Here is a 22,253-nt window from a genome sequence, read left to right as displayed (position 1 = left end):
GGTTATTTTCCCTACCTTACTGTCCTGCCTGTTTCAGCTGGTCAGCAATCTGCTCTTTCACTTTCTGCGTCAGAACGCCACTGTCCGGGATTTTCTGGTTATTCATCAGGTCTTCGTAGAAGTTAGTGAAATCCAGTCTGTCGAACTGAATTTTCTGCAGCTCATCAACCGTAATCCCCCGACAGTCAGGATGCTTCGCACTGCCAAAACTGATACGCAGCTGTCCGTTGCGCCCCTGCTGCTGGACTATCTGCGCCAGCTTCGAATCAAACTGACAGTAACTGCGTTTTTTCTCCAGACAGACACCCAGCACTTTCTTCGAACAGAACTCTCCGACACTGACGGTCAGTTTGTTTGATTTTGCTTTAGCCAGGGCCTTTTCATCACTGCTGCATCTGGCCAGCCCGATATCCTGTCCCCAGCCGCTGTCCTTACAGCAGTTGCTGTATCCGGCTGCAGCCTTCTTACAAAATTTCGCCTGACCGGTGAAAGCACGGACATCCACCCCGTTCAGCGCCGCAACATCCTTACCTGCTGCGGCCAGTGCCGCCAGCTGAGAAACGGCTTCGGCAAAATCATTACTCTGCCCGCTCTGAGCCTTATCGCATTCGCCATCGAGACAGAAGACGTCTCCCCCACAGACCATCACTTTCCCTGATGTTTTTGACTCGCAGGAGTAGGTGGCATATTCATGCAGACAGGCACCTTCTTCGGAGTAAAAGGCGCACTGGTGTGACACCAGGGTACAGGCAGGATTGTCGGTGTAGGTCTGACAGGTTCCCTTGTCTGCTGACTGCGTGACATACGTGTCCCGGTATGCCCAGCAGCTCTGGTACATGCTGTATGACTGACCATCTTTCACCAGCGTCCTGTTCCCGCCAGCCTCCGTACATTCTGTTTTTGTCAGTTTCCCCAGCTCCTTGCTGAACGGGCAGCTTTCAGACCAGACAACATACGGGGTGTACGAGGCTTTTTTTACCCTGACAACCAGACGCAGCTTCATTGCCGTATGACGTCTGAATTTTGTATTCCCGACCCGGACGGGGTGAGATGACGTAAAAGCAACACCGGCAGTCAGTGTTTTCTGTACTGGTGTAAATGAGGCATCTGCTGAGTATTTGGCATTCCAGCTCAGTGGGGTTCCCAGTACTGTAATTGTCATAGGTACACTCTTCTGCAGGTAAGTACGACTCCAGCTGTAATGCGCATCGACAATTTCACCGGTAACGGGAGAGGTAATGGAGACAACATACTGACCATTCACTTCACGTGCAGGTAGCTGACTCATTTCATACTCCAGCGTCCGGGTTTCCCATGTGGTACTCCCCTGCAGCTCCATACGGGCAGTTCGTGTGCAGTACTGCTCCACCTGTAAATCCCGCTCACAGGTGTAATTCGTGTATTCACTCCGGCTAATCTCCTGCGCACTGCACTGCTGCCCGGTGTTTCCCACAATGCTGTCAGCCCGGTTCACCACATCCCTGCCGGTCTGGATAAACGGTGCATCCGGTGAAAGAATGTCTTTCGGCTTGTTCATGAATGACTCTGTGATGGTTTTTCCGGTTTCACCGGTCGCCCATTCCGTGGTGCCGTCATTTTTCAGGCCGCCATCCCCGCCGGCAGTCACGCCACCATAGTATTTTGTCTCGTCCGGATTCGCGTTATAGCCGGGGATACTCTCCTGTGGCTTAAAGCCCTGAATACTGCTGCTTCCCTGTCCTTTGATCTGGTGAGCAAAATCAGAGCCGGCCCGGTAATCACTGTTGCTGTCAGCCTGTGCCATGCCGGCAACCAGAGCCAGTATCAGAGGTAAAATACGTTTCATTTCCCGGAATCTCCTTTCCCTGCCAGTAAATCATGAGCCACCTGCCGGCAGTCACCCGTGGCGGCCACTTTCTCCAGCGCCTGGCCGACCCGCAGGTTTCCCCGGATGATGTCGTATCCATGACTGCAGAACACCACCAGTGCCGGTACACTGCGAATGCCGTACTGTGAAAACAGCGTCGGGTCGATCTGAACACCATCAGTCGCGCCGTCTTTCACCAGGGACAGCACGGCTTCAGCGGTGGTCTTCAGGTCATTGTTCACCATGCCCCGCAGTGTGGCGGGTATACCGTAGTGCCGGGTTTCGCCCAGCATTCGTTTCAGCCCCTCTTCGGGAATGGAAAACGACACAAAATACAGAGCACCCTGCCGGGGTTTCCCGTCCTGCGAAGCCTGCTGTTTACGAACCAGCTCATCCAGGAAATGGTTATCTGAACGCTGAAGGGGGTTTTCCAGCACCTGCTTCTCCGCCCAGGCTTTCAGCTGATGGTCAGGTTTTTCACGCAGTTGTCTGCTTAAATTTTCCTGCTGCTTCAGGAACTGGCGGTTTTCAGGAGTGTTCACGTTTTCTGACGCCATAACCGCCCCGTTCAGCATCATCAGCAGTGCTGCCAGAGATTTCATACTCAGCTTCATCATTCACCTCACAGGAAGACACAGTTACGTTTACGCCACATCAGGTAGCCGAAGTTTTTCTTTGTATTGGGCGGATTTTTCCCGGCTTCCCAGCGGGTCACACTGCGCCCGAACGGGTGGCACTGTCTGCTGTCCGGGTACATATTCACCATCTGGTAACGCCAGCGTTCTTTGGGCAGGATTGGGGACGGATATTCATTACAGACGGCGTTATTTTTCCCGATGGTTTCCATAATCATGCCCTGACGGTGCAGCTTGAACGCCATGCGTTCACTGACCAGCAGGGAGGACTGCAACGGACTGGACTCATTACTCACCCAGCCATTGAACGGGTACATACTGCCCTGCGAACCGGCACACCAGAACAGAACATCGAGAGGCATATTAAAGGCGCTGGCAATGGCATCTGCTGCACAGGCCCCCTGTGCTATCGGATTGGCAAAGATGACAGCTTCCGGATTGAGAATGGTGGTCAGGCTGCTGTCCGTCCAGGTGGGGTCAATTTCAGAAAGATAAGCGATATCCAGGTCACCACCTTCCAGACAGCCCAGCGATGTGATGATGTTCAGCCAGTACGTCAGCGGGTATTTGTACCAGTGAACGTGATAGAACGCCCCGTTCACCTGCTTCTCATCCTTTTTCGCCGTTCCCTGTGCCGTTTTACCAAAAGCCGGCAGGCTGAAGCCCAGGTTAACCATGCATCCCGGTGACCGGGTGACGTCCGTCAGCGCCATCGGCTCCCAGTAACCAATGGCCAGCCCGATACGCCTGAACAGCGGCGGCGGTGCCGGACAAATCTGAATGGGCATCGACGGGTTCGCCGTGTCGGGGACCTTACCCTGACTGACTTTGATACTGCCCAGCGAGAGCGGGAAAATACAGCTCCAGCAGATATCCGTGATCGGGTTTACAAAACGCCCCTCACAGGCAGAATCCGCAGACGCCGCAGGGACATGACCGGCGAGAAGGAAGAACATCAGCAGCCACAGGCTTCGCTTCATTTTCTGCCCTCCTCTGCCGGAATAAATTCCACCTTCAGGAAGCGATCGCCGGGAACGGCGCTCACCCGTGCCGGGACCTGATCAATGCCGAGGCGCTGGCAGAGCACACCGTTCTGGTCAAAGTAAATACGGCTGTCCAGCGCTTTCTGCATCTCCGGGATACTGCCCTGCACGAGGATAATTTTGCTCTCCAGTGTGGGCGGCGTCTGGCGTTTCATCCAGGCCACCTGCGCCGGATCATCGCCATTGATGAAATACAGCGTCTGGTTAAAAGGAACATACTGCAGCGGATTCATCACTTCACCCTGACGGGCAAACACCCGCCCTTCGTTATCCCGGATATCCGCAGCCAGTCTGACGGACGGGTCAAACAACCGGCTGCCGTATTTCTCCGTGCGTCCGATACCGGGCACGGCAGGGGGCCGCAGACTGTTGCGGATCACCCGCTCCTTAAAGGCATCCATTTTCCGGCCCATCTCACCGGACTGCTCCAGTGCCGTCAGGCGCTGCATGATCACCGTCAGCATGTCCGGCTCCTTTACCGGCCACAGATCGCCCCAGGTACCAAGATCGGCGGCGGCCACACTCTGCCCCCATATCAGCAGGGCAATCAGCCCCCGGCATCTCATGGTTCCGCCCTCATTCGCCGGGCAATATCCTGCTGGATTTCCCGGGTGATATCCGGTGCCCCCTGTACCACAGCAGGCGACACCAGAATGACCGCGTGGTGTTTCTGCTGCCACGCCTGCAGGCTGGCTTCCAGTGCCGTGTTAAAACGCGCTGAAAGGGCTTTTGACTGTGCTTCTGACAGTTGTTTCTGACTGGCGCTGTCAAAAAACGCATCCACGGTCTGTTTCATGTTGAAGGCGACAGTCACCGGTGCGTTCAGTCTGACAATGCCGTAACTGACGGCTGCGTTCAGTAACACCATTGCCAGGCATCCCGGCACCATCCACCACCAGTGGATGCGTCGTTCTGCCGTGACGTCGGCGGGTTTCTGCGTTGAACTCATGCCACACTCCTGTATTTCTCATGTTCTTCCAGCCAGGCTTCCAGCGAAGCCATCTCCGGCCCTGACTTCTTCCACGCCAGCTGCCATACCGCCTCATGAATACTCAGCCCCTCTTTACGCTTCTGCTGCACAAACTCAAAATCCGGGCCGTCAGAGCTGTACATGGCGCGGCTTAACGGGTCCACAAACAGACGGTGCCAGGAGGAATGGTTTTCCACCTGCAGCAGGAAGGAACTGAACCACTGATCTTTGGCCGCACCGAACTTACCAATCATGTCACGCTGCAGTGGCAGGAACTGGTCCGGATACAGCTGGTTGTATTTCGCGAACTCCTTCGCACTCTGTTTGAGGATAATTTTGTAGGAGGAGTTACCCCATGCCGCGCGGGCAGCACTGGAGGCCTTGTCAGAGTCAAAGTCGACGATGTTCTGTGTGATGGTGATATAGGCACCGGTATGACGGCGGGCGGTACGGTAACCTTTCTCAATAAACTCACCGACCTTGTGATTTTTGAAGTCCAGCAGACGCCATCCCTCATCAATGACGTTCAGTTTTTTGAGGTTACGCGGCGTGCGGTACATCCTGTTCTCGATGTAAATAATGAGGCTGAACATCACCGCAACCAGCAGTGACGGACGGTCTTCCAGTCCGCCCAGCTCCAGCACCACCATTTTCGCATCATCCCGCAGGGACGGCTCATCAGAGTTAAAATACCGGCCGTAAGTGCCGCCGGCGGTATATTGATCCAGCAGGACAATCATTTCATCCAGACGGCTGCGGATGGTCGGTGACTCGACATACTGGTCGTTATCACGGGCGTTTTTCAGGAAATCCACCACATCATCGATGCGCGCCCTGTTCTTTTTAGCCAGCCAGGAGGCCCTGACCGCCTGCAGCAGCAGACCTTCATGCACTTCATCCAGGTTACCGTTGGGGCTGGCCATCACCGACAACTGGTCACGGACACGCTCCGCTGACTGGTCAATATCGGTGATGTTCGCAAACGGGTTAAAACGCAGGGTTTCACCGTCCAGATACACCCCGCCCATGTTCTCACACAGGGACTTATATCCATCCCCCATGTCAAACACCACGGCAAAGCCCCCGGAGTCCAGCACGCTGCGGATAAGTGGCTGTATCAGCCCGGTTTTACCGGCCCCGGAGGTGCCACAGACCGCCATGTTGTAGTTGGTGTTATTCATCCCCCGGAAGAAAATATCGATAAACGCCAGCTGGTTACGGTAGGTGGGTGCCAGCAGACCTGCCGGTGTCAGGGGGTTATCCGCCACTAACGGCATCAGGTTGGCCACATTAAAGCTCTCTGCGCGCTGAACCACACCGGCCTCTTTCAGCTGTTTAAACAGCCCTTTCCCGGCCATAAAGGGAAGGCAGGTCAGGAAATTGCGCATGTGGTTAAAGCGCGGTGAAATCAGCTCAAAACCGTTTTTACGGAAGCTGTTCAGGATGTCCTGCTCCACTTCCAGCGCCGTTTCATTATTGTCCTTGCAGAATGCTGTGATGTTGAGGAAGTAGGACACGACAGAGGACTGACCGGAGCCCAGCCGCTGACGCAGTTCCCCCCACTCCTTCGCCTCTTTCTCCACGGACGGAAACCATTTGGCATAGGAGGTCTTCGACTTTTTCTCCAGGTCCATGTACTTCAGGTTGGCTTCGCTGTGGGTTTTCACCTGGTCTTCCACCACCAGAGTCAGCGTCAGGATGAACGGACAGGAGATGGACAGTTCCGGGTTCAGCAGGTTGCTGTAGTTGTCGGCCATGTTCCACAGGAAGGCGATTTCCGGGTTACGGGCCAGATGGAAATTCAGGATGCGGGCCGTGCTGTTCCTGCCCTTCTCACGCAGGCCCAGCGTCAGGTAATCCGCCCGGACTTTCAGGTCAAAACTGTCCTCCACACACTGATAATTCAGATCAGAATACGGGTCCAGCTGACGTCTTTTCGGATACAGGGAGTCCGGGTTATGGTTAATCATCTCCCCGACAATATCGATAAAGGCCTGTGCATCCACCGCCTGTGTGGTGATACTGGCCCCCTGTAACGACGCCCGGATGATTTTCACCAGGTTTTCCATTTCCAGAATATCAGCCCGGCTTTTTTTCTTCGAGGGAGAACAGTACGAGAAGAATACCCGGTAATGGCGCAGGGTCAGGGGCAGATTCATCCCCTCCGGCAGCGGAAACTGTGTCGCTGCCGCGTTCATATAATAGGCACGGGTAATGGCGTTAAACCGTTCAGCCTGTTCACCCGACCAGGAGAACTCACGCAGCCCGTATTCAATCCTGTCACCAACCAGCTGACTGGACATCAGATGGATGCAGAACGGCACCCCGCGCGGCAGTTTGGTGCGCAGCATGTGATCGAGGGCCTCCACAATGGACTCATTCGCCCCATTGATGGGAATGGCTTCCAGCATAAAGCCCATCGTGGTGTCATTCATGAACAGACCGGATTCCTGGTTGTAATCACGGTACGGCAGCAGACGACTGAACTGCGGGAAGCTCATTTCGCCCAGAACTTCATTGGCCTTTGCGGATTCGTCAGGCAGTTTCAGTGCTGTGACGAGGGAGTTAACCGCCTGAGTGACGGCCTCAAGTGGATTATTCACATGAATTCCTTAGTTGAAAAATAAAGCGAGAAATGCGGTAGCCATGAAGGGAATATCTGTAATTAACGCGCCATTTCCCGGCGCATATACAAAGATTTCTGTTTCCTGAATATCCACTCATGTTCATCCGGAATTAAATCACTATGTTCTGCGACTGACTTATGCATAATGTTTTCTCTGTCTTTCCTGATACGCCTGACATTCAACGCACAACGTCACACCGGGAAATATTTTCCGCCGGGCTTCCGGAACAGGATTTCCGCATGCTTCACAGAGATAAACAGGAATACCATGAGCATTTATTTTCTGGCGTATCCGGTTTATTCCTGTCATGGTCAGTTGTTCTGTCACTGAATATGCTTCATCGGCTTCATCACTCACGGAATATTCCTCCCGACATGTTCTGACACGCTACCGCCCATCCCTTTTCACGCACAGGGCACTCGTTTTACAGGCAGATTTTGAATACAGAAAGCCCGCCGGCATTGCCGGCTGATATACAACTTCAGGGCCAGTTAATTAATACGTGGTTTTCCCCACGCAGACGGTTTAATAACAAAAAACACGCTGGATGGCTGATGATAAACATCCTGATTATCAATATAAGGCGCTATCCATAATGCAGCCGTCTGCTCACCCGTTCTTAGCGGACGAGGAGGTGTTACCGGCGCAACTGAACTGACCGGAACAATCGTTTTCACTTCCCGGGCAGCGGTAAACAGCGGGCGTGGTGCCAGCAGTTTCTGCTCCGGATGTGCTGTCACCGCAGGTCTGCTGCCGGACGGAGTGGTCGCGGTGACGGTCTGCACCGGCATTGTCCGGAAGTTCCCTTCAGCCAGGCGCGGCAGTGATGCCGCAACCGGCTTTGCTTCTGAGGACTGCTCCAGCTTTTTGGCCTTCTCATTGGCCTGCTCCATCGTCATACAGGTATCTGATGTGGTGGCGTTACACTCAAATTCCGTATTAGTTCCGGCACAGCCAGAAAGTAATAACGTCCCCAGCAGAGGAATAAATAAAGAAATCTTTTTCATTGCCCTTCTCCTTTTTTATTATTCCCCACAACAGCAGAAATTAACTCTGCTGTCAGATTTGTTTTCCCTGCACAGGGTTGTCCGAAGACTACTGTATTTCCCGGAGAAGAAAATAAGCTCATCGACATACCCTTCTTCATCACACCGACAGCTGCCATATTAAAATTGTGCGGCAATGATTCAGAACCGAATTCCTTCAGTGCAGGAAGTACGATTCTTGTGGTGCAGTTACTGAGAACAGCATTCATAAAATTATCTGATACGCTTTTATACGGTACAGAGCGTGCAGTAATAATATTAATATTACGCATGTTCATTTTTATCTCCGTTGCTTCTGTTTGTTCGGTCATCAGGGAAATAAACATGGCATTTCCTGGTTTTTTCCGGCAGGGAAGCATCTTCCGTAAGAACTTCCTTCAGATGTTCATCTGCAGTTGCCACCCGGACACATTTCATTTTTCCGGGTCGCATCGGATATTTTCCGGAGATCACCGCCAGCGAGACATACATCAGTGCCAGCGTTGCCCATAATGCGGTGAACAGTTGCATCAGAGACTGGTCAATCTCCCTGGCATATTCTGCAGCATCCCCCCGGCGAAAACCGCACGTTACAGACGGAGGCATCGCTAAATCGGAACCAAAACTGTTCGAGCAGTATCGGACCGGATACAGCCCGGCTGGCGTTCTGCCCCTTACAAACTCGATCTCCTGAACCAGCAATTTCCCCGGTGTGGTGTTGTCCTTCCATAAAACCAGTAACGCCAGCAGAGCCATTGTGGCCAGCGGCAGAATGACGGCGTATTTCAGACACCAGAACAACCAACACAGGCCCTGGGCAACAACATACCGGGTGGCATGGCATATCTGACGGAGTGACATATTATTTGCCATCGTTGCCCCCTCCCTGGCTGCCGGACATAAACTGCTGCGGATTCAGGTTGCCCAGCTGCTTCAGCATCTGGTCAGTATTAAAGCCGTTAAGATGACTTTCAGCCGATGGCGGAACAGGAACCGGACTTTCCGGATTGTCTTCTTCCGCTCTGCTCTGCGTGTATTCCAGCGCCATCTCTTCCACGGTTTTCAGCTGGAAGCCGTCCTGGAACACCACGGTCACTTCGTTGCCCGCACCAATCGGTATCACCGGGTGATACTGTTCGGCACGTTTGATGTAGTAGTCACTGAGCGTCTGTGCGGCTTTCGATGCGCCGCCACCGATACCCATTTTCAGGACATCACCAGCCCCGTAAGCGGCTGTGGCACCCAGCCCGACAGCCGGCTGGGAGGCGCGCTCCATTCCCTGACCGATACCGTCAACAAATCCCGCGCCCCATGCCCAGCCGAGGATTTTGCCGTTACGCATCACCACTTCGCCCTTGATACCGTTTTTACCCCGGAAGCTGACATGCCCCTTAATCGGCATATCAATAGTTTTGCCGTCCTTCAGGCAACTGATATTGCGGGTGCGTACAATGGCACGCTCACTGGACACATCACCCCAGGCTTCCAGACCCACAAAACATCCCGTTGCGTCATACGTCTTGCTGTTCGGCATTTCCACCAGGCCGGTGATACGCAGCTGCATCGGCACCGTGGATTCATTACCGGTGACAGAGGCATTGGCATCCGCCCCTTCAATCAGCATGGCTTTCGCAAAACTTCCTGACGGAATGTACGGCAGTGATGGTCCCTGTTTTCCCTCATTACGGGTAAACACCTTACGCTGTATCCGGTTAGGCACCGGCACAGACTGGTAGGTCACCTGTGGTGGTGGCGTGACACCATTCCCGGGATAAAACGCCGTCGGCGGTGGAACAGCAACGCTGCCCTGCGGCGGGAAGGATACGGGGGTGTTTCCTGGCTGTGGTTCGCCTTCCGGCCCGGGCGGTGAGGCTGGCGTCTGCGGTACAGGCTCACCGGTCGCGGTGACGGGATTTGCACCCAGGGCTTTCACCTGCTCTGCCAGGGCAGCATTATCCTCTCCCAGCTTTTCAATACGACGCTGGTCATCACCGCGCTGTTTGTTCAGGACATCCAGTTCACGACGGATTTCCTCATACTGCTTCTGCATCTGCGCTGCCGTCACCTGCATCTCTGTGGTGGCATGCTGACGCACCTTGTCATCAAAGGTCGTATCCACCACACCGGTCATATCCGGCACAGGCTCCTGTTCAGCCACGGTTTCACCGTTACCGGACATGTCCACATCAGACAGATACAGTGCCCCACCAATCGCGGAGGCTGTACCGACAACCACAATCCCCAGCCACAGGTACTGCTTGCGTTTCACAATGGTATTGATACTGGCCATCAGTTGCCCTCCCCGTCACGGATGACATACACATCCATGCGCGCACCTGCCAGTAACTGGCTGGCAGGCTGGCTGAACATCACGGCACGGGTTCCCGGCTGCCAGAAGTCACTTTCCCGGATATTCAGGGCAGACAGCGTTTTATTTTCCACGGCAAAGCGGACCATCTTCAGGTGATTCCCCGTCCATACGGCATCTGCCACTGAAGACAGCCCCGCCGGGGCCTGCAGGGTTTCCTTTGTCACCGGGACCTGATACCAGCCTGCGGGTAATTTTCCGCCACGGACGGCCTGGCTGATGGTCACAAGCAGGGATTCGTAAGGCGTGGACGTTTCCCACGCACCGGCTTCTTCTCCGGTTCCGCGCAGGTCACTGACCAGCTGAATGGTACGCCCCGCGCCTTCACGGGGAACGGCCTGAATGGAAAGATTCAGACCTCGTTCTGTTTCCAGAATGAACGTAAAGGGCTTTTTGTTGACGGTGGCAACCACCACACCGCCGGAGGCGGTCTGCTCATTATTGGTCAGGGCACCATCCAGACTGTTCACGGCGATAATCCGGTCACCGGGAACGGTAAACAGATTCGGGCTGGTATTGCTAATGGCAATACTGGCCTGACCACCGTTCACCATTGGTACCACGGTGGGGGCCAGCGTACCGTTTGCGGCCATCACGCTGCAGGAAAAAAACAGGCTGCCGAATATTATTGCCGTATTATTTTTTCTCATCGTCTGTTTCCCCGAAATTATCCAGCCAGGTCACCCCGTTTTCCCGCTTCAGAATAAGGATGTAATGTTTGATATCAGTGAAAGGTTTTGAATCACCAATCCAGGTTTTAAGCACACCACGAATTTCCACACGGCCATACTGAGGCCAGACACGAACACTGGTCTGGAAAAAGGCTGAGTTCACGTTATCGTTTTTAATACGCTTCGCTTCTTCAGCCAGAATAACTTTCATCTGGTTCTGTGCGCCCGGGCGGATATATTGCAGAAGCGCCTGATGTGAGGCATCGACGGTTTCTGATGAAACATTCAGACGGAGGGCAATAAATGACAGCGCCATCTGCTGTAAATAAGAGGCGTCGGCACTGTTCTGTGACACGGCAAAGGGGGCATTAAATGCCATTGGCGTCACGGCAGTGCGTTGCTCATTCTGAAGACGGTAGTTATTCACTCCCTGAATGACGTTAACAGAGAGGCTGAGAACAATAAGCACTGACATAAATATAAAGGCGATGGCCATTACACGACTGGTACTTAAACGGGCACCGTGTTCCATATAACAATCCTGGTATCAGTTCTATTTAATCCACTGCCGGAAACACGAATCGGGAACATTATGAAAAATACCGCGCAACAGGGCTGTTGGCATATACCAGTAAATCAGGTCACGTAACCAGGAACTGCCCCGCCCTTTTTTCAGTTTTTTAATCCCGAAATAAACCAGAACCGCTGCACCAATACCGAACAGATATTTCGATGTTGTGATACCCCAGCCAATACAGATTGCTGCGGGGATCAGTTCATCCAGTGGCAGTCCAAACCAGCGGCTCTGGTTGGTCAGTGTTTCCGGGAAACGATATTTCTTAAGTTTATTCTCGTCTCCCGACATCGTTTTATTTCAGGCCAACGACGGCCATACCCACAGCAATAAATACAGAGATGATGGCAAAACCGGCCAGGAACTTGACGTTTTTGGTCATCATGTACATGACAGCACCGACCAGAACTTCAGCCAGAACAACCCATTTAACAACACTGGAGTCCTTACCGAAGGTCGCCTTAACCGTGGAGTTACCACTTGCCATCAGGTCCTGACTACCGGAAGCCATCGCCAGTTGCGGGAAGAACATCATCAGAACAGCAGCCGGGAGCACAGCGCGTACCAGGCGAAGCATATTCAGACGAGTGAATTTAGAAAAAAACGACTTCTTTTTGACGGGTGCAGAAGCACCCTGAACACTTAAAACAGCATTCATAAGTTACCTCAATTTCGGATAAATGAATAAAACTAGAGTGTATTAAATGTTATATCTTCCTCTTTATCTGCCTCCCTGAATATCTCCGAGTTATAAAAATCAGGAAACTTGATCAAATGATCAATAACTCTGTCTGCAGCCTCATCTGTTTTACACCATCCACTACGATTTTTGGCTGCAATAAGTAGCTGGTTAGTTTCATCATCCAGACGCATTGTCAGATACTTAACCAGCGACTTACCATAGATATTCCCTACCCTGTTAAACTTTGGATAGCGGTGAAGATGATCTTTAAGTCTTATTACTGCCTCAAACGATCGACTTCTTCCGCTTCTGTTACTTGCCTCAATTAATAGACTTTCCACATCTACAGGTAATTTTAGCTTTACCATCTTACCTGTTGCAGAACGTGTACCAAATCTTTTCAATAACACCTCCCGCTGTTTATCTTCTGGTTACTACCTATGTTTGCAGAATAATCAGAAAAGGTAAATAGACGGAAAGTCTATATTTTATTAACACTTTATTAACGCGTATTTATGATACACATAGCCTTCTCGTACAAATAATGAATAAACTTTTTATTGTAGAGTAAGATGATTAACTCATCTTTATTAGAAACAGAGAAGTAGTCGCATATCAGAGACGCGTGTTTCTTTGATGTGGAGATGGATATGTTTAATATTCTTGCTATAGCATTATGACTGATTCCGGTGCTATATAAGTAAAAGACATCATTTACATATGATGATACAGAAGAATCATCACTCATTCTTCTGATTATATTTCTGATATCATCACTGACAATCGTTTTTTGATTATAACTGTCTTTATGACGAACATGAGCAGCATCATAAAATTGCCACAGAATGATATTTCTGTGTCCATTAAGAAATGACTGAATAGATATTGTCCAGAATCTGTTCTGAATAAAAACATCCTCTACAAGATTAAGATGCGTATGCTCATTCCTGTATGCTTCCATCTCTGTGACAGAGATCAATTCACAAAAATCTCTCTGCGACAGAAGCCATTTTTCAGCACTTTGATCTTGTGTAAGAAATGACTCATGAAACAGCGTATTGCAAAAAATAAATTTTCCAGTTTCGTCCCTGATACAGGCTGGATTTGGATAATCCTGAATAACTGCCGTCAGATTTTCCAGCAGATCTATTTGACGAGCATGTTTTTGTTGAATACGATCCATCGGATACATAGGAACCTCCTCACAAAGGATTCTATGGGCAGTCGATGCAGGGAGGAGAGAACTCCCTGCATCGGCGATTTTCAAATTCAAATTTTAACGTGGCATTAACCACGTAATTAATATACTAATTATCTTTCGTACTGTCACCTTTTTAAATCATAAAAACTCTGATATTTGAACGAAGTCAAATTTCTTTTATTCATCATCATTTTTTGGAAAAAATCGTTCCATCTCAGATGATACCTTCTCCCTGATATCTTCAACCATATTGACATATTCAAACTTTGGATTTCCGGAGACATGAGGACTGAGAGACTCAATACCCAAAATTTTCGCTACTGATGATTGTGTTTTTACAACGCATTCAAGAAGCAATTTATTAAACTCAGTCTGATTAAATGCAGACTCTTTACGCTCCATCTGAGCCTCATGTACACGAAGCCCCAGTTCAAGAAGCATTGAAGCTGTTGCTGAAAAACTGACATCTTTTTCCCTTGCCCCTTCCTGTCGACGCTTCTCAATAATCGCATTTATTTTTTCATAGGCATCATTGCTGATATACAGGTTCACCTTAGCCATTAGAGATTACCTTTTTTGAACATAAAATAAAGTTAATTTCGAAACACTAAAATTCATAATGCAAACAGGGACGCACCGCTAGCAGCGCCCCTAGCGGTATCCTATAAAAAAACACACCGCGCCGCTAGCAGCACCCCTAATATAAAATAATGTTTTTTATAAAAATAGTCAGTACCACCCCTACAAAACGGTGTCGGCGCGTTGTTGTAGCCGCGCCGACACCGCTTTTTTAAATATCATAAAGAGAGTAAGAGAAACTAATTTTTCATAACACTCTATTTATAAAGAAAAATCAGCAAAAACTTGTTTTTGCGTGGGGTGTGGTGCTTTTGGTGGTGAGAACCACCAACCTGTTGAGCCTTTTTGTGGAGTGGGTTAAATTATTTACGGATAAAGTCACCAGAGGTGGAAAAATGAAAAAATGGATGTTAGCAATCTGCCTGATGTTTATAAATGGGATCTGCGAAGCCGCCGATTGCTTTGATCTTGCAGGTCGGGATTACAAAATAGACCCGGATTTACTGAGAGCGATATCATGGAAAGAATCCCGTTACCGGGTTAATGCCATCGGTATTAATCCGGTAACGGGATATGGCAGCGGACTGATGCAGGTAGATTCCCAGCATTTTAACGAACTGGCCCGCTATGGAATTAAGCCGGAACATCTGACAACAGATCCCTGTATGAACATTTATACCGGTGCTTATTATCTGGCAATAGCCTTTAAAAAATGGGGCGTCTCCTGGGAGGCCGTTGGTGCATACAATGCCGGATTCAGGAAGACCGAACGCCAGAACCAGAGACGTCTTGCCTACGCATCAGAGGTTTACCGGATTTATACCTGGATAAAGAGCAGTAAAGGCATCCGGGTTCCGACCACGAAGAAATCACTTTCCCAAATTAACAGTGTGCAGAAAAATTAATATTGTATACATTGTCAAATACCGGTTATGCCGCGACAGCGGCATGGAAGGCCACACACAAAAATATCATATGAGTGATAATGCTGACTGGCCGAAGCCCCGCAAAGCGGGATCCCATCTTATATATATCCGGTAACTGCGCAGCCTCCTGCCAGACCATTTTTCGCGGGCACAATATTTACAGACTACCGAAAAGCCAGTTGATGAAATTGAGGCATATCAGACGACACAGCAATGCCGCAGGATGATAATATAAGTAAAGCCCCGAAAAATTTTTCGGGGCTTTACTTATATTATCATGACTTCCACTCCCTGAACTGTTCGGCAATCATCCATAATGCTTTGTTGATTCGGATATCACCGTCAATGCCTGTAATGGCTCTTGTTCTGGTATTTTTACCGGAGGCACTTCGCCCCGATAATCCACCTTTTATCATATTCTCCTGAACCCGCTGCCAGGTTGTCCAGAGATCGTTCTGTTTATCCTCCCAACGGCGGGGAGTAATTATTTGTTCTGGCGTCACTGGCGTTTTATTTTCATCTTCGTACCTGGCCATCAATGCAGCTCTGCCAAATAAATGTTGTTCGTCACTGTTAAGATGTATCTCTTTCATTGTCTCCATATTTTCAGTGACTTTATCAAAGACACCGAGCACTTCATACGCTCCCTCAATAACCTGCCCGACAATATCACCTTTATGTGGAACGCGGATTTCGCCAAAATTATTCCCACACACCAGGCCATTTGTGCAGACAAAACGAAAAATTCCTGGGATCATCTGATAACTGGATGAACCATCATGTGAATTAAGCAGGATAATTTCAGGAACTTCTTTCCCGTTAATATGCCCTTCCCTGCGAAGACGTAACATATGTTTACTGTATTCGCGGCGTCCCAAATCACGAACCCGACTCTGACAGGCAAAGAATGGCTGGAAACCTTCATCACGTAACTTATTGATGATATTGATGGTTGGGATATATGTATAACGCTCACTCCGGGATTCATGTTTATCACCAGAAAAGACAGATGGAACAAACTGCATTAATTCGTCATCCGTTAACGGGCGCTCACGGCGAATAGAATTATATCGACCAAAACGGGAAGCTAATCGCATAACAGTAACTCCTTTATGAAGGCATAAAATTAATAAAAGTTTTTTCGCTTAATATCATCCCCCCTCGGTTATCGTTAACAAAAAGACAACAATTCCGAGGGGAAGGACCATCAAATCAGGTCAGTTCGGGACTGACCAACCTGCCGAGTGAAAAGCAGTAACAGCGCGATCAACTCATCAGCGTTTTTTCTGACAAGAGGAGTATGATTCTCCAGGCTATCCAGTAAGTCATGCAGCTCATTATTGACCTGGTGGAGCACCTTAAAGAGTGCACCAGAATCCCGGCAGCTCTGATATGCAAGATTTGCCTGAACAGCACGATTCTGCATGATCCCGATTTGTGCGATTGCGTCTTTCTGCTGATCGCCTGTTGGCTGATAAGTGGTGTTAAAAGAAAATGCGCTCATAATTCCTCCTGTATCTGATGTTTTCAGCCCCCATCATCTGTTGAGTTTCGGGAGCCGCGGTTTTGACGTTTTGCGGGGACCTGCCTTTTGTTCCCTCCGGTATTCACCATCACCTGTTTGAGAACCTTCGCCGCAAGGGGCATCACTGCCACGGCCTGACGCACCTGTCCTGGGCAGAACGCAAAATTTTTTACCGGGTTTTGGGTAAAAAATTTTGTGGGCTGTTCATTTACCCTGGACAGTCAGTGCGGCAGGTTGTGGCTGTCTATGCCCCCGGCGACAGGGGCTTAAACAGGTGAATGGCACCGGACAGAACAACGGGCAGGGACCCGCCGCAACGACGTGAAGCGCGGTTTGCGAAACGGCGTTGCTCCTTACATCCCGGCGTCTTTTGCCGGGATGCCGGGAGCGCAGGCCACGGCGCGACAAGGGTGGCGCGACCGTTCCGGTCGCTGCAAACCCGGGTTTTTGCGTCAGGGATGGAAGCCCGCCAGGGCGGAGACAGCTTCGCTGGCTCCGTTCACGACAGCCCGCCCCGCCAGGGGGACGCCCGGAAAAGGCATAAGCAGGAGAACAACAAAACAGACAATAATCAGGGCAGCAGTAATCAGAGTCAGAGCAGTAATCAGAGTCAGAGCAGGAGGAAAAAGAGAATAATCAAAGGGAAGGTGATGTGATTTCTGGTAAGTCATAAACAGAGAAGGCGGGGGAAAAGAACGGGCGCCGCAGGCGCACGTTCATCCCCGTTCCCGGAGGGAAACGGCCTTCCTGGCAGTCTGGTTGTTCATGCCCGTACAATGCCAGCAAGGAGAAAGGGGCCACCGGCGAACCAGCAGCCCCTTTATAAAGGCGCTTCAGTGCAGTCAGACCAGCATCAGCCCTGAAAAGGCGGGCCTGCGCCCGCCTCCAGGTTGCTACTTACCGGATTCGTAAGCCATGAAAGCCGCCACCTCCCTGTGTCCGTCTCTGTAACGAATCTCGCACAGCGATTTTCGTGTCAGATAAGTGAATATCAACAGTGTGAGACACACGATCAACACACACCAGACAAGGGAACTTCGTGGTAGTTTCATGGCCTTCTTCTCCTTGCGCAAAGCGCGGTAAGAGGCTATCCTGATGTGGACTAGACATAGGGATGCCTCGTGGTGGTTAATGAAAATTAACTTACTACGGGGCTATCTTCTTTCTGCCACACAACACGGTAACAAACCACCTTCACGTCATGAGGCAGAAAGCCTCAAGCGCCGGGCACATCATAGCCCATATACCTGCACGCTGACCACACTCACTTTTCCTGAAAATAACCCGCTCATTCAGGCTGTTTACGGGTAATCTGTGTGATTGTTGCCGCATCACGCCGCCTCCCGGAGTTTGTTCGGCACCATCCACCGCTCCATCTCACGGACAGCGTGACCGGCCTCTCTTGCTGCAAGACTGGCTTCCGCAATAACCTGCCAGAACGGCATATCCTGCCACTGCCAGCGTTCCATTCCGGCCAGTGACGGAAAACGCTCACCCCACTGCCAGAACAGGGTTTCCAGGTCATGCTCTGCCACCCGGTCACTCCAGCGTGCATGCCAGCTTCCGACTGTTTCCGGCGAATGGAATGCCAGTTCGATTTCAGCCTGAGCGACCAGCGCCTGGTACGCACGGGCTTTCTGCTCTGCCTCCCTCGCCTGCTGGCGGCTGTACTTTTGCATGACCAGTGCGGATTTGTGGCGACTGCGCTCCCTGACACGGAACCGCACCGACGGGAACAGCCGCTCTGCTGCATCGCCGGGAAGGGGAAGAAGGCAGACCTCGCCCTGAGTTTCAATCAGCACATCGACGGCATACAGCCACTGAGAACGGTTGCCGCGCAGTTCTTCTGCGGTCAGGGACGGCATGAAAAATCGCAGGTCAGACAGCGATATCCTGCGGCTTCCGTTCAGACAGCGGAAAAACGCCCCCGCATACGGATATTCCGCCAGCGTGTTTCCCTGGTGGCGGCGTTTTTCTGTCTCCGCCACCGCCCGCCATGCGGCCTGTTGCTCTGCGCTGAGGGGAACCAGTGCCTGTGAACGTGCGCTCATGCCTGACCTCCTTCCGCCATCAGGATATGGATGATGTCACTGACGCTGTACCCCTGCGCGTCCAGTGACGCCGCCAGTGCCAGTGAATGGCTGACGGCTTCCGGTGCAAACCGCCGCTGTACCTGAACCACCGCAAACGGCTCACCACCGGCATTCACCAGAACCAGCACCCAGACCTGAGAGACATCGCCCGGTGAACATAACGCCAGGTGAAAACGTTCGTGGGCAGGCGTGAAACGGACCTGGACGGGGAAAAAGCCGCCGAACTCGCTGCCATACTCGCCGTTCATCGTCCAGTTATCCGGCGCATCCAGCTCCCGCATCACGGCATGTGTGAGTTCACGACGTTCATCACTTCCGGCAGCCCGGATATCTTCATATTCCTGTGCGCTCATGGTCTGTAATACATTCAGGGTCAGTTCAGTTTTCATCACGGTATCTCCCTTGCTGCCGCCCCGTCTCCGGCAGGGCGGCGTGATAAATGGTTTATGACTGGCGGTCAGGCGGCTTCTGCCTGGTCGTCACGGTACTCCGTGGTTTCCGTCTCTGCCTGTGGACGTGGTGTACACATCCAGCCAGGCACCCAGCGGTTGTCTTTCATGTGGAACTCTGCATGTTCAGCGGCATCGCCTTTCTTCATTTTCTCCGCGTCCCGCGCAGCACCGGACAGTCCGGCATCATTCAGGGCATCGATAATCTGCGGCTTTTGCAGGTGTCCGAAGAAGTTTGCTTTCGTCGGCTGCCACCAGTCGCGCATGTGGAATCCGATAGCGCTCTCCAGCGAGTCCAGCGGACTGCGTGACGTGTGACCATGCTCGCGGGTCTGAACGCCGTGGATGCTGCACGCGGTGCAGAAACTGAGCAGGGATAACAGTACCTCCTGGCTGAATGACAGGAATGTCGTCATATCCCGTGACCATCCCTCCGGTAACAGGGCTGCAAGACGGGCTTTTTCTGCCATCAGCGCCAGGAATGCGGCACCGTCCTTCCCCGATGGCGCATCGCTGGTCAGCGAATAATGTTTACATTCCAGGCTGATTTGTGCTGGTTTACTGTACGCTCCGCTGCCAAACACATTCAGGCAGAGCGCTGATGAATCCCCTAATGATTTTGGTAAAAATCATTAGGGGATTCATCAGGGCAGAGCGTCCATGCCAGCAGTGCCAGAGATTTGTCCGGTTGCTGCATCAGTGCTGCCTGGACTGCCAGCGTGCGTTCGGAAGACATTTTCGTCAGCAGTGGCAGACTGATTTCCTCCACGGGCGCTTTCTCCTGCACCTGTTCCGTGCGGTCAGCGTCGTCAGCCGCATCATCCTCGCTGCGCAACTGCACACCACGCTGGACACACACGTTGCCATAACGCCAGGACACCACCACACCGCTTCCGGCACGCATCTCCGGCGTCCACGCCCTGACCTTCGCCATGCAGCGCATCAGCTTCATTTCTGCTTCCAGCAGGTCAGATTCCTCACACTGGTTTTCCAGCGCGTCGTAACGCGTCATCAGTTCGTTCAGACGTTCTTCTTCCGCCTCCGTCAGCACCGCTTCCGGCTCCGGCAGACAGCGGTATGTTCCGGCATCCTCACGGCACTCACCGACAGGCTCCATGCGTCCGGCGCACCATCCCCAGCCTTCGGCTTCCCGAAGGTGTTCAGCAACAGCCTGGAGTTTTTCCAGCAGGGCGGCATCGAGCGCCACGCAGTCCACATAGCCACCCTCGTCGTCGCTGAACAGGTCAGTGCGCAGTTCATCTGGCGAGAAGGCATCAGCCCCCACGAAGCGGAATTTACTGTTCCCTGCCACCGCCACTTCACTTTCGGTCACCAGACGACGAATGGTCTGTACTTCCGGTTTACCGCCCCATCCCGACTGACAGGCGGCTTCAAACACCTGCACCTGACGCGCGGTGTCGTTCTCCAGCGCCAGCGCCTGACAGTGCTCGGTGGTGATGAGGTCTTCTGCCAGCGCATCGAGGATGACAGGCGCAAGGTCAGCCAGTTTCAGCATTCGCTGAACGTGGCGGGGTGAATAGCCCAGCAAATCACCGATTTGTGCAGGTGTTTTGCCTTCCTGCGCCATTGCACAGAATCCGGCAATCTGTTCGGCTGGGTGCATATCCCGACGATGACCGTTCTCGGTCATCGATGCGGCCGTCGCCAGTTCCTGCGAAATAATTTTCACGCGGACAGGCCAGTCAGCCGGAATGATGCCACGCTCTGCCAGCATGTTGAGTGCTGCCAGTCGGCGACCACCTGCGGCGACACCGTGGCGGTCACCTGGCAGGGCATGAACAACCAGATTCTGCAGCAGGCCGACCCCCTTAATGGAATCAGCCAGTTCGCTGACGGACTCCGCAGAATACGGCACCGTGCGCACATTCAGTGGTGACTTAATCAGCGAGGCCAGCGGCACGCTCACTTCCTCCGTCTGCGCCAGCAGGGCAGACAGGACAGTTTCCTGCGTTTTTGCAGGTTTACGGCTTGCTTTACGGGTAGATTTTGGTTCAGACTTTGTTACTGACATGACTATCCCCTTATTGTGTAGTTAATGTCTGCCGGACGTGATCCCCGTCCGGCACCTCTCTTACTTAAGGATCCCGAAATCACGGATGACATGGTTCATCCAGTACCCGGCACCGTCCTCAAAATTCCAGGTACGCCAGACCATTGTTCCGTTATTACGGACAACCAGGCGAAACTGTTCGCCGTGGTCATCCTCGATAAAGACGTTCCGGTACTGTGCGGCAACGGCTTCGGCCTGTTTGCGGGTAAAAGGACCGTCAGGCAGTCCCTGAAGTATTCTGAAATATTCGCTCATCCTCATATCTCCGGTGATGCCCCGCGCAGGACGGGGCGGTTATCACAGTCAGGCCAGTCAGAACGGGATATCGTCTGAAAACCCGTAATCCTCCCCCTCCGGTGGTTGCGGCTGAGGCTCCGGCTGCGCAGCCTTACGTCCACGGCCTTTCGTTTTCGCGCTCCCTTTTTTCGTCGCGTCAGCACTCTGTGACTGACCATTCTGCTGAGGCTGCGGTTGCACCTGAGCGTTCTGCTGTGGTGCACTCCCCAGCATCTGCATGGTGCCCGTGGTTTTAACAAGGATTTCGGTGACGTAACGGGTAATACCGTTATCTTCCCAGCTACGGGTGCGAAGCTGGCCTTCAATGTAGACCTGCGCCCCCTTACGCAGATATTCACCTGCCACTTCCGCGAGCTTGCCGAACAGCACCACGCGGTGCCATTCCGTCTGCTCCTTCATTTCCCCCGTCTGTTTGTCGCGCCAGGTTTCTGACGTGGCCACCTGCAGGTTTGCCACTGCGCCCCCGTTGGGGATGTAACGGACTTCCGGATCTTTTCCCAGACGACCGACAAGAATGACCTTGTTAATGCCACGAACTGCCATGATGTGTCTCCTTCTGTTGATGTTTTCAGCCCCCATCATCTGTTGAGTTTCGGGAGCCGCGGTTTTGACGTTTTGCGGGGACCTGCCTTTTGTTCCCTCCGGTATTCACCATCACCTGTTTGAGAACC

General features: G+C 52.0%; 26 protein-coding genes and 6 pseudogenes. 3 read left to right on the top strand and 29 right to left on the bottom strand.

Going from position 1 to position 22,253, the window contains the following annotated elements; all coding sequences use genetic code 11:
* Positions 1-16: 16 nt before the first annotated feature.
* The 18 genes from traN to traM form a co-directional block, all read right to left on the bottom strand.
* Positions 17-1,825 (bottom strand): type-F conjugative transfer system mating-pair stabilization protein TraN, encoded by a 1,809-nt coding sequence (gene traN / locus ACJHYD_RS23310; RefSeq protein WP_000821845.1) that lies wholly within the window; start codon positions 1,823-1,825, stop codon positions 17-19.
* Positions 1,822-2,460, bottom strand: coding sequence for a type-F conjugative transfer system pilin assembly protein TrbC (trbC, locus tag ACJHYD_RS23305; RefSeq protein ID WP_000777691.1), 639 nt, complete (start codon positions 2,458-2,460; stop codon positions 1,822-1,824). Before trbC ends, traN begins: the two co-directional genes overlap by 4 nt.
* A gap of 8 nt (positions 2,461-2,468) precedes the next feature.
* Positions 2,469-3,461, bottom strand: a complete 993-nt coding sequence (traU, locus tag ACJHYD_RS23300) for a conjugal transfer pilus assembly protein TraU (protein ID WP_053320745.1) — start codon at positions 3,459-3,461, stop codon at positions 2,469-2,471.
* On the bottom strand, positions 3,458-4,090 hold the full coding sequence (traW, locus tag ACJHYD_RS23295) for a type-F conjugative transfer system protein TraW (RefSeq protein WP_001749440.1): 633 nt from the start codon (positions 4,088-4,090) through the stop codon (positions 3,458-3,460). The genes traU and traW overlap by 4 nt, the downstream gene beginning before the upstream one ends.
* The gene (gene trbI, locus ACJHYD_RS23290; RefSeq protein ID WP_000099687.1) at positions 4,087-4,473 is read right to left on the bottom strand and encodes a type-F conjugative transfer system protein TrbI; all 387 of its coding nucleotides are present in this window, start codon (positions 4,471-4,473) and stop codon (positions 4,087-4,089) included. The genes traW and trbI overlap by 4 nt, the downstream gene beginning before the upstream one ends.
* On the bottom strand, positions 4,470-7,097 hold the full coding sequence (gene traC, locus ACJHYD_RS23285; RefSeq protein ID WP_001064265.1) for a type IV secretion system protein TraC: 2,628 nt from the start codon (positions 7,095-7,097) through the stop codon (positions 4,470-4,472). Before traC ends, trbI begins: the two co-directional genes overlap by 4 nt.
* A gap of 159 nt (positions 7,098-7,256) precedes the next feature.
* On the bottom strand, positions 7,257-7,478 hold the full coding sequence (gene traR, locus ACJHYD_RS23280; RefSeq protein ID WP_001278692.1) for a conjugal transfer protein TraR: 222 nt from the start codon (positions 7,476-7,478) through the stop codon (positions 7,257-7,259).
* A 134-nt stretch (positions 7,479-7,612) separates the two neighbouring features.
* A complete protein-coding gene (gene traV, locus ACJHYD_RS23275) occupies positions 7,613-8,128 on the bottom strand; it encodes a type IV conjugative transfer system lipoprotein TraV (RefSeq protein WP_000724019.1) in 516 nt (171 codons plus the stop codon).
* Complete coding sequence (locus ACJHYD_RS23270) at positions 8,125-8,445, bottom strand: conjugal transfer protein TrbD (RefSeq protein WP_001057285.1); 321 nt, start codon at positions 8,443-8,445, stop codon at positions 8,125-8,127. The genes traV and ACJHYD_RS23270 overlap by 4 nt, the downstream gene beginning before the upstream one ends.
* Complete coding sequence (gene traP / locus ACJHYD_RS23265) at positions 8,432-9,019, bottom strand: conjugal transfer pilus-stabilizing protein TraP (protein WP_053320746.1); 588 nt, start codon at positions 9,017-9,019, stop codon at positions 8,432-8,434. Before traP ends, ACJHYD_RS23270 begins: the two co-directional genes overlap by 14 nt.
* Entirely contained in the window at positions 9,009-10,436 is a 1,428-nt protein-coding gene (traB, locus tag ACJHYD_RS23260; protein WP_000146672.1) for an F-type conjugal transfer pilus assembly protein TraB, read from the bottom strand. The genes traP and traB overlap by 11 nt, the downstream gene beginning before the upstream one ends.
* Positions 10,436-11,164 (bottom strand): type-F conjugative transfer system secretin TraK, encoded by a 729-nt coding sequence (traK, locus tag ACJHYD_RS23255; protein ID WP_001230787.1) that lies wholly within the window; start codon positions 11,162-11,164, stop codon positions 10,436-10,438. Before traK ends, traB begins: the two co-directional genes overlap by 1 nt.
* Positions 11,151-11,717: a type IV conjugative transfer system protein TraE gene (gene traE, locus ACJHYD_RS23250; protein ID WP_000399792.1), complete on the bottom strand. Its 567-nt coding sequence runs from the start codon at positions 11,715-11,717 to the stop codon at positions 11,151-11,153. The genes traK and traE overlap by 14 nt, the downstream gene beginning before the upstream one ends.
* Before the next feature lie 21 nt (positions 11,718-11,738).
* The gene (gene traL / locus ACJHYD_RS23245; RefSeq protein WP_000012106.1) at positions 11,739-12,050 is read right to left on the bottom strand and encodes a type IV conjugative transfer system protein TraL; all 312 of its coding nucleotides are present in this window, start codon (positions 12,048-12,050) and stop codon (positions 11,739-11,741) included.
* Between the two features lie 4 nt (positions 12,051-12,054).
* Positions 12,055-12,417: a type IV conjugative transfer system pilin TraA gene (gene traA, locus ACJHYD_RS23240; protein WP_000994784.1), complete on the bottom strand. Its 363-nt coding sequence runs from the start codon at positions 12,415-12,417 to the stop codon at positions 12,055-12,057.
* 32 nt (positions 12,418-12,449) lie between these two features.
* The gene (gene traY / locus ACJHYD_RS23235; RefSeq protein ID WP_053320748.1) at positions 12,450-12,845 is read right to left on the bottom strand and encodes a conjugal transfer relaxosome DNA-bindin protein TraY; all 396 of its coding nucleotides are present in this window, start codon (positions 12,843-12,845) and stop codon (positions 12,450-12,452) included.
* Positions 12,846-12,943: 98 nt separating this feature from the next.
* Entirely contained in the window at positions 12,944-13,633 is a 690-nt protein-coding gene (gene traJ, locus ACJHYD_RS23230) for a conjugal transfer transcriptional regulator TraJ (protein WP_000283380.1), read from the bottom strand.
* 186 nt (positions 13,634-13,819) lie between these two features.
* Positions 13,820-14,203, bottom strand: a complete 384-nt coding sequence (gene traM / locus ACJHYD_RS23225) for a conjugal transfer relaxosome DNA-binding protein TraM (protein ID WP_053320747.1) — start codon at positions 14,201-14,203, stop codon at positions 13,820-13,822.
* A gap of 320 nt (positions 14,204-14,523) precedes the next feature.
* Here traM and ACJHYD_RS23220 point away from each other — a divergent pair, with 320 nt between their 5' ends.
* Positions 14,524-15,126, top strand: coding sequence for a transglycosylase SLT domain-containing protein (locus ACJHYD_RS23220; RefSeq protein WP_000243713.1), 603 nt, complete (start codon positions 14,524-14,526; stop codon positions 15,124-15,126).
* Positions 15,127-15,422: 296 nt separating this feature from the next.
* Here the strand turns inward: ACJHYD_RS23220 and ACJHYD_RS23215 are convergent, their stop codons facing one another.
* The 3 genes and pseudogenes from ACJHYD_RS23215 to ACJHYD_RS23205 form a co-directional block, all read right to left on the bottom strand.
* Positions 15,423-16,244, bottom strand: coding sequence for a DUF932 domain-containing protein (locus ACJHYD_RS23215; RefSeq protein ID WP_001234445.1), 822 nt, complete (start codon positions 16,242-16,244; stop codon positions 15,423-15,425).
* Positions 16,245-16,354: 110 nt separating this feature from the next.
* Positions 16,355-16,651: a hypothetical protein gene (locus ACJHYD_RS23210; protein ID WP_001272251.1), complete on the bottom strand. Its 297-nt coding sequence runs from the start codon at positions 16,649-16,651 to the stop codon at positions 16,355-16,357.
* Positions 16,652-16,674: 23 nt separating this feature from the next.
* Positions 16,675-16,880, bottom strand: a pseudogene (locus tag ACJHYD_RS23205) (single-stranded DNA-binding protein).
* Between the two features lie 70 nt (positions 16,881-16,950).
* On the opposite strand from ACJHYD_RS23205, the pseudogene ACJHYD_RS23200 reads away from it, so the two are divergent.
* Positions 16,951-17,328: pseudogene (locus tag ACJHYD_RS23200) on the top strand (hypothetical protein).
* Between the two features lie 237 nt (positions 17,329-17,565).
* On the opposite strand, the gene ACJHYD_RS23195 reads toward ACJHYD_RS23200, so the two are convergent.
* Together ACJHYD_RS23195 and mok are read right to left on the bottom strand one after the other, a co-directional pair.
* Complete coding sequence (locus ACJHYD_RS23195) at positions 17,566-17,691, bottom strand: type I toxin-antitoxin system Hok family toxin (RefSeq protein WP_001372321.1); 126 nt, start codon at positions 17,689-17,691, stop codon at positions 17,566-17,568.
* A pseudogene (gene mok / locus ACJHYD_RS23190) lies at positions 17,633-17,782 on the bottom strand (plasmid maintenance protein Mok); the annotation flags it as partial. The gene ACJHYD_RS23195 and the pseudogene mok, both read right to left, overlap by 59 nt.
* 21 nt (positions 17,783-17,803) lie before the next feature.
* On the opposite strand from mok, the gene ACJHYD_RS23185 reads away from it, so the two are divergent.
* Positions 17,804-17,983: a hypothetical protein gene (locus tag ACJHYD_RS23185; protein ID WP_001309233.1), complete on the top strand. Its 180-nt coding sequence runs from the start codon at positions 17,804-17,806 to the stop codon at positions 17,981-17,983.
* Here ACJHYD_RS23185 and ACJHYD_RS23180 read toward each other — a convergent pair.
* The 6 genes and pseudogenes from ACJHYD_RS23180 to ACJHYD_RS23155 all read right to left on the bottom strand — a co-directional run.
* A pseudogene (locus ACJHYD_RS23180) lies at positions 17,961-18,723 on the bottom strand (plasmid SOS inhibition protein A). The gene ACJHYD_RS23185 and the pseudogene ACJHYD_RS23180 sit on opposite strands and share 23 nt — an antisense overlap.
* A complete protein-coding gene (psiB, locus tag ACJHYD_RS23175) occupies positions 18,720-19,154 on the bottom strand; it encodes a conjugation system SOS inhibitor PsiB (RefSeq protein WP_000845953.1) in 435 nt (144 codons plus the stop codon). Before psiB ends, ACJHYD_RS23180 begins: the two are co-directional and overlap by 4 nt.
* A gap of 68 nt (positions 19,155-19,222) precedes the next feature.
* Positions 19,223-21,246 (bottom strand): annotated as a pseudogene (locus ACJHYD_RS23170) (ParB/RepB/Spo0J family partition protein).
* Between the two features lie 60 nt (positions 21,247-21,306).
* The gene (locus ACJHYD_RS23165; RefSeq protein WP_000006003.1) at positions 21,307-21,540 is read right to left on the bottom strand and encodes a DUF905 family protein; all 234 of its coding nucleotides are present in this window, start codon (positions 21,538-21,540) and stop codon (positions 21,307-21,309) included.
* 57 nt (positions 21,541-21,597) lie between these two features.
* A complete protein-coding gene (locus tag ACJHYD_RS23160) occupies positions 21,598-22,125 on the bottom strand; it encodes a single-stranded DNA-binding protein (RefSeq protein WP_000290834.1) in 528 nt (175 codons plus the stop codon).
* Between the two features lie 25 nt (positions 22,126-22,150).
* Positions 22,151-22,253: pseudogene (locus ACJHYD_RS23155) on the bottom strand (single-stranded DNA-binding protein); the annotation flags it as partial.

Source organism: Escherichia sp. WS1368 (genome assembly GCF_046487485.1).
GTDB lineage: Bacteria > Pseudomonadota > Gammaproteobacteria > Enterobacterales > Enterobacteriaceae > Escherichia > Escherichia coli.
The sequence above is the reverse complement of the archived record's forward strand: the minus strand, read 5'-3'. Positions and strand labels throughout refer to the sequence as shown.